This is a genomic window from Streptomyces sp. NPDC053076, assembly GCF_044546845.1.
GTDB lineage: Bacteria > Actinomycetota > Actinomycetes > Streptomycetales > Streptomycetaceae > Streptomyces.
Genome location: NZ_JBITZL010000005.1, coordinates 512,996 through 527,117 on the forward strand (window position 1 = coordinate 512,996; position 14,122 = coordinate 527,117).

At 71.8% G+C, this 14,122-nt stretch carries 13 protein-coding genes; 5 read left to right on the forward strand and 8 right to left on the reverse strand.

Going from position 1 to position 14,122, the window contains the following annotated elements; translation table 11 throughout:
• Nucleotides 1-3 precede the first annotated feature (3 nt).
• Nucleotides 4-1,329 (reverse strand): DUF5685 family protein, encoded by a 1,326-nt coding sequence (locus ACIGYR_RS23665; RefSeq protein WP_399601259.1) that lies wholly within the window; start codon nt 1,327-1,329, stop codon nt 4-6.
• Between the two features lie 266 nt (nt 1,330-1,595).
• On the opposite strand from ACIGYR_RS23665, the gene ACIGYR_RS23670 reads away from it, so the two are divergent.
• Nucleotides 1,596-2,033: a cell division protein SepF gene (locus ACIGYR_RS23670; RefSeq protein WP_161291769.1), complete on the forward strand. Its 438-nt coding sequence runs from the start codon at nt 1,596-1,598 to the stop codon at nt 2,031-2,033.
• Between the two features lie 36 nt (nt 2,034-2,069).
• On the opposite strand, the gene ACIGYR_RS23675 is transcribed toward ACIGYR_RS23670, so the two are convergent.
• Both ACIGYR_RS23675 and ACIGYR_RS23680 read right to left on the reverse strand, forming a co-directional pair.
• Nucleotides 2,070-3,263, reverse strand: a complete 1,194-nt coding sequence (locus tag ACIGYR_RS23675) for an acyl-CoA dehydrogenase family protein (protein ID WP_391844193.1) — start codon at nt 3,261-3,263, stop codon at nt 2,070-2,072.
• Between the two features lie 100 nt (nt 3,264-3,363).
• Nucleotides 3,364-5,001, reverse strand: a complete 1,638-nt coding sequence (locus ACIGYR_RS23680) for an MFS transporter (protein WP_399601264.1) — start codon at nt 4,999-5,001, stop codon at nt 3,364-3,366.
• Nucleotides 5,002-5,259: 258 nt separating this feature from the next.
• Here ACIGYR_RS23680 and ACIGYR_RS23685 point away from each other — a divergent pair, with 258 nt between their 5' ends.
• Both ACIGYR_RS23685 and ACIGYR_RS23690 read left to right on the forward strand, forming a co-directional pair.
• Nucleotides 5,260-6,444, forward strand: coding sequence for a glycosyltransferase family 39 protein (locus tag ACIGYR_RS23685; protein ID WP_399601267.1), 1,185 nt, complete (start codon nt 5,260-5,262; stop codon nt 6,442-6,444).
• A gap of 237 nt (nt 6,445-6,681) precedes the next feature.
• Nucleotides 6,682-7,704, forward strand: a complete 1,023-nt coding sequence (locus ACIGYR_RS23690) for a phosphatase PAP2 family protein (protein ID WP_399601270.1) — start codon at nt 6,682-6,684, stop codon at nt 7,702-7,704.
• A gap of 117 nt (nt 7,705-7,821) precedes the next feature.
• On the opposite strand, the gene ACIGYR_RS23695 is transcribed toward ACIGYR_RS23690, so the two are convergent.
• Nucleotides 7,822-8,037 (reverse strand): I78 family peptidase inhibitor, encoded by a 216-nt coding sequence (locus tag ACIGYR_RS23695; RefSeq protein ID WP_391844185.1) that lies wholly within the window; start codon nt 8,035-8,037, stop codon nt 7,822-7,824.
• Between the two features lie 579 nt (nt 8,038-8,616).
• Nucleotides 8,617-9,312 carry a transglycosylase family protein gene (locus ACIGYR_RS23700; RefSeq protein WP_399601274.1) on the reverse strand — a complete coding sequence of 232 codons (696 nt, stop codon included), beginning with the start codon at nt 9,310-9,312 and terminating at the stop codon, nt 8,617-8,619.
• 546 nt (nt 9,313-9,858) lie between these two features.
• Between ACIGYR_RS23700 and ACIGYR_RS23705 the strand changes: the two genes are divergently transcribed.
• Both ACIGYR_RS23705 and ACIGYR_RS23710 read left to right on the forward strand, forming a co-directional pair.
• Complete coding sequence (locus tag ACIGYR_RS23705; protein ID WP_399601277.1) at nt 9,859-10,650, forward strand: hypothetical protein; 792 nt, start codon at nt 9,859-9,861, stop codon at nt 10,648-10,650.
• A 55-nt stretch (nt 10,651-10,705) separates the two neighbouring features.
• Nucleotides 10,706-11,104: a hypothetical protein gene (locus ACIGYR_RS23710; protein ID WP_391844181.1), complete on the forward strand. Its 399-nt coding sequence runs from the start codon at nt 10,706-10,708 to the stop codon at nt 11,102-11,104.
• Between the two features lie 95 nt (nt 11,105-11,199).
• Here ACIGYR_RS23710 and der read toward each other — a convergent pair whose 3' ends face one another.
• The 3 genes from der to cmk form a co-directional block, all read right to left on the reverse strand.
• Entirely contained in the window at nt 11,200-12,681 is a 1,482-nt protein-coding gene (gene der / locus ACIGYR_RS23715; RefSeq protein ID WP_391844179.1) for a ribosome biogenesis GTPase Der, read from the reverse strand.
• A gap of 67 nt (nt 12,682-12,748) precedes the next feature.
• On the reverse strand, nt 12,749-13,351 hold the full coding sequence (locus tag ACIGYR_RS23720) for a lysophospholipid acyltransferase family protein (protein WP_399601370.1): 603 nt from the start codon (nt 13,349-13,351) through the stop codon (nt 12,749-12,751).
• A gap of 62 nt (nt 13,352-13,413) precedes the next feature.
• Nucleotides 13,414-14,109 carry a (d)CMP kinase gene (gene cmk / locus ACIGYR_RS23725; RefSeq protein ID WP_391844177.1) on the reverse strand — a complete coding sequence of 232 codons (696 nt, stop codon included), beginning with the start codon at nt 14,107-14,109 and terminating at the stop codon, nt 13,414-13,416.
• Nucleotides 14,110-14,122 lie beyond the last annotated feature (13 nt).

The following is a 14,122-nucleotide window of genomic DNA, read 5'->3' on the forward strand; positions in this document are numbered from 1 at the left end:
CGTCTAACAACCGTCGCAGGGGCAGCAGCAGTCGCAGCCGTCCGAGCAGGAACAGTCGCACCACTGGCAGCAGCCACTGCGTTTCTTCCGGGACCAGGGACCCTCGTATTCCTCGGCGCAGCACATCTTGCAGGAGCAGAACAGCGCGAAGAACATCCCGCAGCCCGCCCAGAAACCGCGCTTGCCCTTGGCGGGCTCGGGCCCGAATCCACCGCCGAATCCACCCCCGAACCCACCGCCGCCCCCGCCGAAGCCGTCACCTCCACCCGGATGACCGCCACCCGCATAAGGATGGCCATCCCCAGGGGGATTGCCGCCGGTATAGGCATTGCCGACGGCATGGGGATTGCCGCCCGTATGGGCATTGCCGCCCGCATAGGGATGGCCGCCCACCTGAGGGGCACCGGCGCCGTACGGATGCCCACCGCCGTACGGCCCCGGCGGCACTCCCGGCTGATGGACCGCGCACACCGGCGCGGTGCCGAACGCCCGGTCCACCGAGCGCCGCAGTTCGTGGACGAGGAGGAGGTGGACGAGCCCGCCGTCGTGGAACTCGGCCTCGCGCAGGGCGAGCCGGATGCCGTGCAGGGCGTCGTCGGCGAGCCGGCGCGCCTCGGCGAGGGACGTACCGGTGGCGGTGATCGGGTTCCAGGCACCCGACAGGGCGTCAGTTCGCCGGTCCTCCACGGCGTCCAGCAGATGTGCGAGCCGACCGAAGAGCCGACCGGCCTCCGCCAGGGGCTCGGCGTTGCCCGGTCGCCCGGCCAGCACCGCGGTGTGCGCGAAGGCCGCGGCGGTCGCGGTCTCGGTCGGCTCGGTGATCGTCAGGATCGGGGTGCCGGGCCCGGCCAGGGTCTCGATGCCGAGCTGCCGGTCGACGGCGTCGACCAGGACGCCGGTGTCGAACCCGACCGCCGCCCCGCCGCGCTCCCCTGCCCGGCCCCAGCCCGCGGCGACCCGGCGCGCCGCGGCGGCGGCCGGCCCGCGGGCCAGCAGTCCGTCCCGGTCGGCGACATGGTCGCGGACCTTCGCCGAGGCGAGCACCAGCGAGACGGCGGCGGCGAGCCGCGCCCCCTCACCCTGTGCGACGGACGCGGTCCGCATGCCACGCAGCGCGCACGGCCCCGCCGTACGACGTGTGCCGCTCACCAGGCCGGTCTGAGCTTCTGTCAGAACCGATACCAGGAGCCCGTCATAGTTCGTCACGACCCGTGCGAACTGGCCGTGGTCCCGGCGCAGCGCCAGACAGAGCCCGCACAAGTGCGCCATCCAGTCGGCCTTGAGCCTCTCGCCGAGCCGGTGAGAACAGGGCCTCACGATTCCGAACACAACATCCCCCGTACGGTGATACGACGTTGGCGTTCACCCGTACGCACCGGGCGTCACCCGTCCGCCGCGTACAATCATATTTCACTCTCAGTCAGCAGCCGTATGAGTCGCGTCCCTTGGGGCACAAGGACTCTCGACGGATCCGCTGTGCACCAGTACCGTCACAAACCCCCCGCGCGGCGTCTATCCACTTGGCGCGCCGTCCGCATCATGGATGACCATAGGGATGCGGAAAGCAAGAAAGACCGCTGTGAGAGGAGGCGTCCATGGGATCGGTACGCAAGGCGAGTGCATGGCTCGGCCTCGTCGACGACAACGATGACGAGCGCTATTACGACGACGACTACTCCGAGGGCACCGAGCCCGGGGACGCCTGGGTCACCGACCCGCGAGTGAAGGTGGCCACGGACACGGCCGAGGAGAAGGGCCGCCGGATCGGCACGGTCACCCCGGACAGCTTCCGGGACGCCCGCGCCATCGGCGAACTGTTCCGGGACGGCGTCCCGGTCATCATGAACCTCACCAACATGGAGCCCGGCGACGCCAAGCGGGTCGTGGACTTCGCGGCGGGGCTCATCTTCGGTCTGCGCGGCTCGATCGACCGCGTGTCCAACCGCGTGTTCCTGCTGACCCCCGCCGACACCGAGATCATCAGTGGTGAGGCGTCCGCGCACCGCTCGGACGGCTTCTTCAACCAGAGCTGAGGCAGGGCCGCCCGCCGGCCCTGCCTCCGACCGGGCTCACCGGAAGGCGTCGAGCCCGGTGAGCGCCTTGCCCAGCACGAGCTGGTGCATTTCCACGGTGCCCTCGTAGGTGAGCACCGATTCCAGGTTGGTCGCGTGCCGCATCACCGGGTACTCCAGGGAGATCCCATTGGCCCCGAGGATCGTCCGCGCCGTACGGCAGATCTCGATGGCCTCGCGGACGTTGTTGAGCTTGCCGAAGCTGACCTGCTCGGGACGCAGGCGGCCGGTGTCCATCCGGCGCCCGAGGTGGTGGGCGAGCAGGATCCCCTTGTGCAGTTCCACCGCCATGTCGGCGAGCTTGGCCTGGGTCAGCTGGAAGCCGCCGATGGGCCGCCCGAACTGTTCCCGTGACTTCGCGTAGTCGAGGGCCGCCTCGAAGCTGCTGCGGGCGGCGCCCATCGCGCCCCAGACGATGCCGTAGCGGGCGTGCGAGAGGCAGCTGAGCGGTCCGCGCAGCCCGGTGACCTCCGGCAGGACGGCGGTGCCGGGCAGCCGCACGTCGTCCAGGACGAGTTCACTGGTCACGGAGGCGCGCAGGGACCACTTGTGCTTGATCTCCGGCGCCGAGAAGCCGGGGGTGTCGGTGGGCACGACGAAGCCGCGGATGCCCTCCTCGGTCCGCGCCCAGACGACGGCCACCCCGGCGACCGAGCCGTTGGTGATCCACATCTTGCGGCCGTTCAGCACCCAGTCCCCTCCGCCGTCCCGCTTGGCGTGGGTGCGCATGGCGGCGGGGTCGGAGCCGTGGTCGGGCTCGGTCAGCCCGAAGCAGCCGATCACCTCGCCGGCGGCCATGCGCGGCAGCCACTCCCGCTTGTGCTCCTCGCTGCCGAACCGGTGGATGGCGTACATCGCGAGGGAGCCCTGCACCGAGACCAGGGACCGGATGCCCGAGTCGGCCGCCTCCAGCTCGAGACAGGCCAGCCCGTACTGCACGGCCGTCGCGCCCGCGCAGCCGTATCCGGTGAGGGACATCCCGAGGGCGCCGAGCGAGCCGAGCTCGCGCGCGAGGTCGCGGATCTGCGGCAGCTCGCCCTTCTCGTACCAGTCGGCGACGTACGGCAGCACGCGGTCGGCCGCCCAGCCGCGCACGGTGTCCCGGATGGCCAGGTCCTCCGGCTCCAGCAGGTCGTCGATGCCGAGCGGGTCGGCGGCATCGAACGGGGGCAGCTTCGCGGACGCGGACATGGGACACCCTCCGGAACACGGGACATCGGCAAAACTAGCAGCGCTAGTTACGGCTCTCCGGCCGACGTTACGGTGCAGTGTCCCGCACGTCCAGAGGAGGTCAGGCCGTAACCCGCGACTTCCCGGCCGGCACCTCGGTCTTCGCCTCCGCCTCCCGCGGCGCCGGCAGCCCCACCTCGCCCCCGGCCGGCTCCTCGCCGCACTGCATGGCCCACGGCAGCCGCAGCGCCATCACCGCGCCCAGCAGCAACAGCCCCGCGCTCACCAGCAGCGTCACATGCAGCCCGTGCACGAAGGAGTCCCGCGCCGCCCGGCGCAGCGCGGCCCCGGTGGTGCCGCCGAGCCGGCCGGCGACCTCGTACGCCTCGCCGAGCGAGTGGCCCGCCGCGTCCGCCGCGCGCCGCGGCACGCCCGGCACCGAGCGCAGCCCCGGGGCGTAGGCCCCGTTCATCACGCTGCCCAGCAGCGCGATGCCGATGCCGGCACCGAGCTGGTACGAGGTCTCGCCGATCGCCGCGGCGCCGCCGGCCTGGTCGGCCGGGGCCTCGCTGAGCATCGACTCGTACGCGCCGAAGAGCGTGGTCTCCAGACCGAAACCGAGCAGCACGAAGCCGGCCAGGAGCAGCGTCGTGTCGGCGGTGCCGCCCATCGACGTCAGGGTCAGCACCGCGGCCGCCGTCAGGCAGAAGCCGAAACACACCATCCGGCGCGGGCCGAAGCGGCGCAGCATGCGCGCGCCCGCCAGGCCGGCCGCCATGGCCGCGACGGTCAGGGGCAGCAGCCTGAGGCCGGTCTGCAGCGGGGACAGGCCGAGCACCAGTTGCAGGTACTGGGCGGCGATCAGCTCCAGCCCGACCAGCGCGAGCATGGCCAGCACGATGCAGCCCACCGAGGTGCTGAACGCGGGCCGGCCGAACATCCGCAGGTCCACCAGCGGATGCGGGTGCCGTCGCTGGCGCCGTACGAAGAAGAAGAGGAGGGCCGCGCCGATCAGCAGCGGAAGCACGGTGAAGGGACTGGCCACCGCCTCCCCGCCGCCGAGCCGCTTCACCCCGAGGACGACACCGAAGAGCCCGCCCGCCGCCATCAGCGCGCCGGTCACGTCCCAGGGACCGTTGTGGTCGCCCCTGGACTCGGGCAGCAGAACCCGGCCCACCGGGAGGCTGACCAGCATCAGCGGGATGTTGACCAGGAAGACCGCGCCCCACCAGAAGTGCTCCAGCAGGAAGCCGCCGAGCAGCGGCCCGACCGCCGCGCCGACCGCCGCCACCGCGCTCCAGATGCCTATGGCGAGGGCGCGCTCGCGCCGGTCGGGGAAGACCTGGCGGAGGATCGACAGGGTCGCCGGCATGATCATCGCGCCGCCGACGCCGAGCAGCGCGCGGGCGAGGATGAGGGTCTCGGCGCTCTGTGCGCACGCGGCCGCGGCGGAGGCGACACCGAAGAGGGCGTAGCCGAGCAGCAGGACGCGTCTGCGGCCGATCCGGTCGCCGAGTGTGCCGAAGAGGATCAGCAGCGAGGCGCAGACCAGTGGATAGACGTCGACGATCCAGAGCAGTTCCATGGCGCCGGGCCTGAGGTCCTCGGTGACGGCGGGGACCGCCACGTGCAGCACGGTCGCGTCGAGTGCGACGAGCAGCAGGCTGACGCAGAGGACGACGAGGACGACCCAGCGGCTCGCACCGGCCTGGGCCGCCCGACGGCGCGGCCGTACGGCAGCCGTGGTCGTCCCGGACATGTACGTACCTCCCAGATGATCCCTCGCGTGGGGCGGACCGACGGGGTGGGGACGCCCTGTCGTACGGCCGGAGCGAGCGGTGTCTCCGGCCCGCGCAAGCCCTCGCGGGTGACTCGTCAGCGTACGCGAGTTCACCGCGCGGTCACGTGGCGGACCTCTCACACGCACGACGGAACCCATGTGGCGTACACCACGCCACCTCCCCTCGACCGTGACCCGCGAGCGGTCCCGGCCGCCGCGCCGTCGATAATCGAGCCCGTGACCGATCTTGAAACGCGCGTGGCCCCACCCCGCGCCCCCCTCCTGCGCCGGGCCGTTCCGGCCCTCCTGGGCTATGCGGCGGTCCGTGCCCTGGGGCTGGCCGTGCTCGCCGTGTGGAGCGCCGCGCGCGGCAAGAGCGCGTCCACCCTGCTGACCGCACGCTGGGACTCGCTCTGGTACACGCGGGTCGCCGAGCTGGGCTACGGCTACCAGGTGCGGCTGCCGAACGGTGACGTCCACTCCAACCTGGCGTTTTTCCCGCTGCTGCCGTGGCTGGAGCGGCTGCTGCACGCGGTCACCCCGCTGTCGTACGCGGACGCCGGGTTCGTGGTGAGCCTGCTGGCCTCGCTCGCCGCGGCGGCCGGGATCTTCGCGGTGGCGGAGCGGGTGTACGGCTCCCGGGTCGGAGTCTGTGCCGTACTGCTGTGGGCCGTGCTGCCGGTGGGGATCGTGCAGTCGATGGCGTACAGCGAGTCGCTGTTCACCGCGCTCGCCGCCTGGTCGCTGTACGCGGTGCTGACCGGGCGGTGGGTGAGCGCGGGCGCGCTGGCGGCGCTGGCCGGGCTGACCCGGCCGGTGGGGGTGGCGGTGGTCGCCGCGGTGTGGACGGCGGGCGTGATCTCGTTCGGGCGAGAGCGGAGCGCCAAGCGCACTCCGGGCGCACTCCCTCCCCTGCACGCCCCCCGCCGGCGCCGCGCGCTCGGCATGGTGCTCGCTCCGCTCGGTGCCGCCGGGTACGTGTTCTGGGTGGGCCACCGCACCGGCAAGGGCCCGCTCGGATACCTGGACGTTCAGGCCGGGTGGCGCAACGGCTTCGACGGCGGCTACGCCTTCGCCCGCTTCGTGGCCGACAAGTTCACGTCATTTCCGTCCGCCCTGGCCGGCCTCGGCCTGATCGTCGGCGTCGCCCTGCTCATCTGGCTGTACGTCACCGGCGTGCGCGAGCGTCAGCCGGTCGAGCTACTGGTGTACACGGGCGTCGTGCTCGCCCTGGCCCTGTGCGCGTCGAGCTACTTCGGCTCCAAGCCGCGGCTGCTGATGCCGGCCTTCCCGGTCCTGCTGCCGCTCGCCCGCGCCCTGGCCCGGCCGCGCACACTCCGATCGGCCCTGGTCACGGCCGGATCGGCGGTGGCGGCGGCGGCCTACGGGGCGTTCTGGCTGAACGGCTCCGGGCCCCCGTGATCAACTCGGCCGTCCGATGACGCCCCGGAGAATTCCACGCCAGGGCCGGGTTAACGCATTCATAAGCGCCATATAAACAACACCCGGCATGATCAGAGGAATTGACCCGAGCGCTCTCACCGGATTGCGGAATCCAGGGAATTCGGCCCACCCTTGAGACCTTTCCCACATCACATCGTCATCACAAAGCCGCTGTTTCGCCCGGGAACACAGCTCACTCGCTGTAACGTCGATTGGGTGCGTACCGAACGAAACCTCACCCGGCGTCTGGACCGGGTGTTCGCCAGACTGGACCGTGAGCCGGAACGACCGGCCCACATCGATGTGCCGAGGATGAGCCGGCACCGGGTCGTCCTGTTCTCGGCGACCCTGGCTTTCTACCTGGCGATCGTGTGGGCCGTGGTGACCACCTCCTGGCTCGTCCGGCTGGACTGGCAGGTCATGTTCTTCCGGCCCTACCAGCAGTGGCCGCAGATCCACGCGTTCCTCGACTACTACGTGGTGCTCGGCCAGCGCGGCCCCACCGCCGTGATGGTCTCGGCCTGGCTCGGCTGGCGCTCCTGGCGGCAGCACACCCTCCGCCCGCTCATGACCCTGGCCTCCTCCCTGCTGCTGCTGAACATCACGGTCGGCGCGGCCAAGCTCGGGATGGGACGCCTCGGTCCCCACTACGCCACCATCATCGGCTCGAACGAGATGGGCCTCGGCGGCGATATATTTCCCAGCGGCCACACCGCCAACGCGGTCGTGACCTGGGGAATCCTGGCGTATCTGGCCTCCAGCCCGAGAGCTCGCCGCTGGCTGTCGGCGCTCTCCGCGGTCACCTCGCTCGGCGTCGGCCTCACCACCGTCTACCTCGGTACGCACTGGCTGAGCGACGTGCTGCTGGGCTGGGCCGCCGGCCTGCTGATCCTGCTCGCCCTGCCCTGGTGCGAACCGCTGGTGACCAAGGCCGAGAACGCGCTCTTCGACCTGCGCGACCACTGGCGCGCCCGTCGCGGCCGGCCCGTGTCCGGGCCCGCCGTCCCGGTCACCCCGGTCGTGCTCACGCCGCGCATCACGCCGGCGGAGCAGCCGGCGCCGGCCCGCGAGCCGGTCTCCTCGACCCGGGCCTCCCGGGGCGTGGCGCACCTGGCGCCCGGAACGCACACGGCCCGTTCGGAACGCCCGGTCACGCCGGCGGGCAGCCGGCGCCCGCCGCACGCCGACCGTGTCCCACGCGGCACGTCCCAGCCGGCCCGCCCCCTGACAGGCGGCTGACGGCGGGAAGGGCAACGGGGTTTCCGGTACGCACCACCACCCCCGTGCCACGGCGAGGGCCCCGCTCCCCCGGAGGGAGCGGGGCCCTCGCCGTACACGCGTCCGGACGACGGGCCGTCATCCCTTCCAGGCGCGGGCCACCCGGCCCTCCCGCACCTCGAAGTTCAGCCGTCCGGTCCGGTACTCCATGGTGATGATCGCGCCCGGTGGCAGCGACCGCACCGTGGACCAGCCGCGCTGCCGGGCGAGCCGCTCGGCGTGCGCGGCATCGAGACCGACGTACCCGTCCGGGCTGTCCTGGGGCTCCGCTGACGGAGTGGGAATCGGTGCCATGCGGCCACGCTAGCCGGGCACGGCCGGGTAAGAGAAGCATCCGGCCACCGTCACACTTCTGTCACAGCTTCCCGAGCCGTGCTTGCGTCGAACTCCGTCACACGTACGGGGGTTTCCGTACGGCTCACCGGGGTAATCGAACGAAATTCATGTGTGCCCAGCAGCCTCTTCGAATTCCCCGCGCAAAGCCCCCCAGCCGGCGGTGGGGGCGGCTCCGGGGCGTGATTCCCCGCGCAATCCCGCGGACTGTCAGCGCACCTGACGCCGCATAGGAATTTCACCGATTCACCACACAATCGCCGGACGCCCCCTGTCGGCGCCGCGGCCAGGCGAGCATCATGACGTCAGCTCGCGGGTACGCGTGCCGCGGGCCGGGGGTTGACCCCGAGGGCGGACCCGGGCGCGACGATGCGAAGGGCTGGGCGAGCGAGGGGAACCGAGACCGCGAGAGCGACGGCGCGACCGGTGCGGCGCCGACGGGGCGGGTGACCGGTGGTGGACTGGCTCACCACCACCGACCACAAGAACAGCCGCCGTCCCCGCCGGGACGGCGGCTGCCCGGTGCGTCGTGTCCGGAGTTCAGAGCACGAGGCGCTGGCCGGGCACGATCAGATCGGGGTCGCCGCCGATGACGGCCTCGTTGGCGGCGTAGATCCGCTGCCAGGTGGTCCCGTGGCGGGCGGCGATGATGCTCAGGGTGTCGCCCTCGCGGACGGTGTAGTCACCGCGGGAGGCGCTGCGCCCGGTGGTGGCCGCCGGGCGTTCCGGCGTCTTCGCCGGGGCGGACCTGGTGGGGGCGGACCTCGTCGGGGCGGACTTCTGCGTCGCGCCGCCCGTCGAGGCCGGCGTACCGGACGAACCGGTGCGGGCCGCCGCGGGAGCGGCGCCCGAGGCTCCGGCCCGGGCCGAGCAGACGGGCCAGGCGCCCCAGCCCTGGGCCTGCTGGACGTTGGTGGCGACGGTGATCTGCGCGCTCCTGGATGCCTGGTCGGCCGTCGGGGCGTAGGCCGTGCCGCCGTACGCGCGCCAGGTCGAGGCGGAGAACTGGAGCCCGCCGTAGTAGCCGTTGCCGGTGTTGATGTGCCAGTTGCCGCCGCTCTCGCACTGGGCGATGCGGTCCCACACCCCGTTGTCCGCCGCGGCGGCGCTGCCCGTCGCGGCCAGCAGTCCCAGCGGGGCCAGCAGGGCGGCTCCGGCCAGCGCGGCCGTGGTACGGCCCTTGCGGGCGCTGTCGGGACGGGCGGTGTTGCGGGTGGTATCGGCACACTCGGACATGTAGTTCCCTCTCCACGGACCCGGGCTCCCCCAAGGCGGAGCGCGCCTCACCGCGTATGGCCGCGGTTCCTCGCGCCCGCCCCGTCCGCCGTGACCGGTGCCGGCGGTCGTGCTCTGCCTGGTGCCGGTCGGCGGACGTTCCCGAGCGGTGCTCGTTGCACACGGCGGAGGAATCTAAGGAGGGCGAGCAGCCGGAATCAACCAACTCACCGTTGTTCCAGACCACTTGCCGGTTACCGCGGGTATCAGCGATTTCCGGACACCCACTACATCGTTTGATTTACCGATTTTTCGACCACTCATGGAAGCGATCTGTGACCCACTTCACCCGTTCAAGTTCCGTGGCACTGCTCGAAGTTGACGGTGTGTGGCCAATTCCGCACCAAAGGTGACCCAGCGCGGTGGAAGGTTCGAACCGGTCCGTCTCGGGGCGTGACCCCCACCACAGAACGTCCGTTGTCTTCTTCATGAGCCCGCAACCCCGGGGGCTCATCGGCCGGGAGCCACCCGGCCGACCCCCAGCACCGCATCCCGAGGGAGCCACCCGTGCCGCGCATGCTCGACGTCAGTGACGCCGTACGCGCCGAGATCGGCGACGAAGAAGCCGACCGGCTGCTCGCCGGAGAGAACGCCCCGGGCAGTTACGACTGCACGTCCTGTCGCACCCCGGGCGACTCCGAGCAGGAGCGCACCAGCACCGTTCTGTTCGTCGGTGACGAGACCGCCGTCCTCGCCTTCGCCCACGCCGGCTGCCTGCCCTCGCAGGTCGTCCAGGTCACGGAGGAGCAGTTGCAGGGCGCCGTCCGGTCCATCGGCACCGCTGACGGTGACATGGCCGGCGGTGCGCCGCACAAGGCCGTGGCCGAGCAGGCGGTGCTCGGCGTGACCAGCGGACTCGTCCTCATCGACGGAGAGTTGCACCCCGCGCTCGTCGTCGAGCCGACCTCGCCGATCGTCCGGCCGGGCACGATCGGGGCCGGCGACGACTTCCTTCCCCTGCTCATCGAACAGGGCTTCATGCCGGTGACCGAGCTGGCCTCCGTCCCTCCGGTGCTGCACGGCTGGTCCGTCCTGCTGGCCATGGGCCAGCTGCACGCGGTGCTCCAGCCGGGGAACTCCGGCGGGCAGCCGGTGGCCTGGTGGCAGGCGCATCAGCCGCTCCAGGTCACGGACAGCTGGCGGGCGGCGGCGAACAAGCATCAGCAGGTACTGATGTTCGCGGCGCCGGTCGGGTCCATCGGCCGGCAGCCCCGCGAGGACCTGCTGCGGGACGCGCTGGACAAGGCCGCGGCCAACGGGAAGCTGGTCGCCGCGGCGCTGCCGCTCGCCGGCACCTGAGCCCCGGGCACCGGTCCGACCGCATCCCTTTGGATTCCCGGTCGTTTGGACATACGTGCACGCATACGACACCCCTCCCCGCCGGTCGTCCTTCACCTCCGTCCCCTCCGCGAGGACGGCGCAGGATCCCTCCGGCGGACCGTCGGCCACGCCGATCTACGACTCGCTCTACGCGGAGTGGGTGAAAACCTTCCGCACACTGCCCGGGGACCGCAGCGGTGAGGAGGGGCTGAGGTTCAGCGCCTTCGGGGAGTTCCCCGACGGTACGGGCACGTACGGCGGCCACCGGGCGGGGTCGTTCAGCAGCTCGTACAGCGCCTACAGCGCGGGGGCCTACAGCGCCCGGCAGCAGTCGCAGTGGCAGCGGGTCGGCACCCTCGGACGGCAGCACGACACCGGGATGAGTTACGTCCCGGCCGCCGCCCTGCCGCCGGGACCACGCCGTGGCGTGTGACGGGTACACGGACGTGAAGGGCGGCCCCTGGAATTCCAGGGGCCGCCCTTCACGTCGTACCGTGCCGCTCGGGCCGCGGCTGCCTCGCCGCGCCGTTACTTCTTCTTCGCGCCGCGCTTCTCGCGCACCCGGACCGAGATGTGGATCGGGGTGCCGTCGAAGCCGAACTCCTCGCGCAGCCGGCGCTCGATGAAACGCCGGTAGCCCGCCTCGATGAAGCCGGACGCGAAGAGCACGAACCGCGGGGGCTTGGTGCCGGCCTGGGTGCCGAACAGGATGCGCGGCTGCTTTCCGCCCCGGACGGGGTGCGGGTGGGCCGAGACCAGCTCGCCGAGGAAGGCGTTCAGGCGGCCGGTGGGCACGCGGGTCTCCCAGCCGGCGAGGGCGGTCTCGATCGCCGGGACGAGCTTCTCCATGTGGCGGCCGGTACGCGCCGAGACGTTCACCCGCGGGGCCCACGCCACCTGGGCCAGCTCGGTCTCGATCTCCCGCTCCAGGTAGTAGCGGCGCTCCTCGTCGAGGGTGTCCCACTTGTTGAAGGCGAGGACGACCGCGCGGCCCGCATCGACCGCCATGGTGACGATGCGCTGGTCCTGGACCGAGATGTTCTCGGAGGCGTCGATCAGGATAACGGCGACCTCGGCCTTCTCCACGGCGGCGGCCGTGCGCAGGGAGGCGTAGTAGTCGGCGCCCTGCTGGAGGTGGACGCGCTTGCGGATGCCGGCGGTGTCCACGAACTTCCAGGTCACACCGCCGAGCTCGATCAGCTCGTCGACCGGGTCGCGGGTGGTGCCCGCCTGCTCGTTGACGACGACGCGCTCCTCGCCGGCGACCTTGTTCAGCAGGGAGGACTTGCCGACGTTCGGGCGGCCGATCAGGGCGATGCGGCGCGGGCCGCCGACGGCCGTGCCGAAGGACTGCACGGGGGCGTCCGGCAGGACTTCCAGGACGGCGTCGAGCATGTCGCCGGTGCCGCGGCCGTGCAGCGCCGAGACCGGGTGCGGCTCGCCGAGGCCGAGGCTCCACAGGTAGGACGCATCGGCCTCACCGCTCTGGCCGTCGACCTTGTTGGCGCAGAGCACGACCGGCTTGCCGGCCTTGCGCAGCAGCCGCACGACCGCCTCGTCGGTGTCGGTCGCGCCGACCTTGGCGTCCACCACGAAGACGACCGCGTCGGCGGCCTCGATCGCGTACTCGGCCTGCGCGGCCACGGAGGCGTCGATGCCGAGGACGTCCTGCTCCCAGCCGCCGGTGTCGACGACCTTGAAGCGGCGGCCGGCCCACTCGGCCTCGTAGGTGACGCGGTCGCGGGTGACGCCCGGCTTGTCCTCGACGACCGCCTCGCGGCGGCCGATCATCCGGTTGACCAGGGTCGACTTGCCGACATTGGGGCGGCCGACGACGGCGAGCACGGGCAGCGGACCATGGCCCGCCGCCTCGATGGCACCCTCGACATCCTCGATGTCGAAGCCCTCTTCCGCGGCGAGCTCCATGAAGTCCGCGTACTCGGCGTCGCCGAGAGCCCCGTGCTCGTACTCGTGCTCGGCCGAGCCGTCGGGCTGGATGTCGTCGTTCATGAAGTCCGTACCTCGTTGTTCATTCGTGGTGGTCGGTGGATCGGACCGGTTTCTCCCGGCTGATCCACTACTCAAGTGTCGCCCGGCGCCCGGTCAGGCGCCTGGCGTTTTCCAGGTGGCTGGTGAGCTGCTTCTGGATGCGCTCGGTGGCCTCGTCCAGCGCCGCGCGTGTACGCCGCCCGCTGCCGTCGCCCGCGTCGAAGGGGTCGCCGAAGACGACGTCGACGCGGGAGCGCAGCGGGGGCAGCGCCTTTATCAACCGTCCGGGCCGCCCGGAGCTTCCCAGCACCGCCACGGGAACGATCGGAGCACCGCTGCGGACCGCGAAGTAGGCGAGCCCGGCACGCAGCGAGGCGAAGTCGCCCTCGCCCCGGGTGCCCTCCGGGAAGATGCCCAGCACTCCCCCGGCCGCCAGCAGGCCGAGGGCCCGGCCGATGGCGGTGCGGTCGGCGGAGGCGCGGTCCACCTTCAGCTGGCCGATGCCGGTCAGGAAGGGGTCCAGCGGGCCGATGAAGGCTTCCTTCTTGATCAGGAAGTGCGTGGGGCGGGGCGCCACGCCCATGACCATCGGGCCGTCGATGTTGTGGGAATGGTTGACCGCGAAGATCACCGGGCCGGTCGCGGGCACCTTCCAGGCACCGAGCACGCGCGGCTTCCACAGGCCGTACATGAGGCCGACGCCGATGCGCCGTCCGACCTCGGCACCCTTCTCCGAAGGAAGCGGCGGCTGGGTCACTTCCCCGCCCGCTTCTCCTCGACCAGGGTGACGACGCACTCGATGACCTGGGCGAGGGTGAGCTCGGTGGTGTCCACCTCGACCGCGTCGTCGGCCTTGGCGAGCGGCGAGGTCTTACGGCTGGAGTCGGCCGCGTCCCGCTTGATCAGGGCCTCGCGGGTGGCCGTCACGTCGGCGCCCTTCAGCTCGCCGCTGCGGCGGGCCGCGCGGGCCTCCGGCGAGGCGGTGAGGAAGATCTTCAGGTCGGCGTCCGGGAGGACGGTCGTACCGATGTCCCGGCCCTCCACCACGATGCCCTGCTCCGCGGCGGCGGCCAGCGAGCGCTGGAGCTCGGTGATCCGGATGCGCACCTCGGGCACCGCGCTGACCGCGCTGACCTGGGAGGTGACCTCCTGGGAGCGGATCGGGGCGGCCACGTCGACGCCGTCGACCGTGATGGTCGGGCCGGCCGGGTCGGTACCCGAGACGATCTCCGGCTTGCCGGCCACGGCGGCGATGGCGGTCGGGTCCTCCAGGTCGATGCCGTTGTTCACCATCCACCAGGTGATCGCCCGGTACTGGGCACCGGTGTCCAGGTAGCTCAGGCCGAGCTGCGCGGCCACGGCCTTCGACGTGCTCGACTTGCCCGTGCCGGAGGGACCGTCGATCGCGACGATCACGGGCTTGGCGGTCGGGGCGGCGCCGTATTCCACGGGGGACACCTTC

Excerpts from the sequence above, each read along its gene's own strand:
- ACIGYR_RS23670 (WP_161291769.1), top strand. The coding sequence starts at position 1,596 with ATGGGATCGGTACGCAAGGCGAGTGCATGGCTCGGCCTCGTCGACGAC.
- ACIGYR_RS23675 (WP_391844193.1), bottom strand. The coding sequence starts at position 3,263 with ATGTCCGCGTCCGCGAAGCTGCCCCCGTTCGATGCCGCCGACCCGCTC.
- ACIGYR_RS23680 (WP_399601264.1), bottom strand. The coding sequence starts at position 5,001 with ATGTCCGGGACGACCACGGCTGCCGTACGGCCGCGCCGTCGGGCGGCC.
- ACIGYR_RS23695 (WP_391844185.1), bottom strand. The coding sequence starts at position 8,037 with ATGGCACCGATTCCCACTCCGTCAGCGGAGCCCCAGGACAGCCCGGAC.
- ACIGYR_RS23700 (WP_399601274.1), bottom strand. The coding sequence starts at position 9,312 with ATGTCCGAGTGTGCCGATACCACCCGCAACACCGCCCGTCCCGACAGC.
- der (WP_391844179.1), bottom strand. The coding sequence starts at position 12,681 with ATGAACGACGACATCCAGCCCGACGGCTCGGCCGAGCACGAGTACGAG.
- ACIGYR_RS23720 (WP_399601370.1), bottom strand. The coding sequence starts at position 13,351 with ATGTACGGCCTGTGGAAGCCGCGCGTGCTCGGTGCCTGGAAGGTGCCC.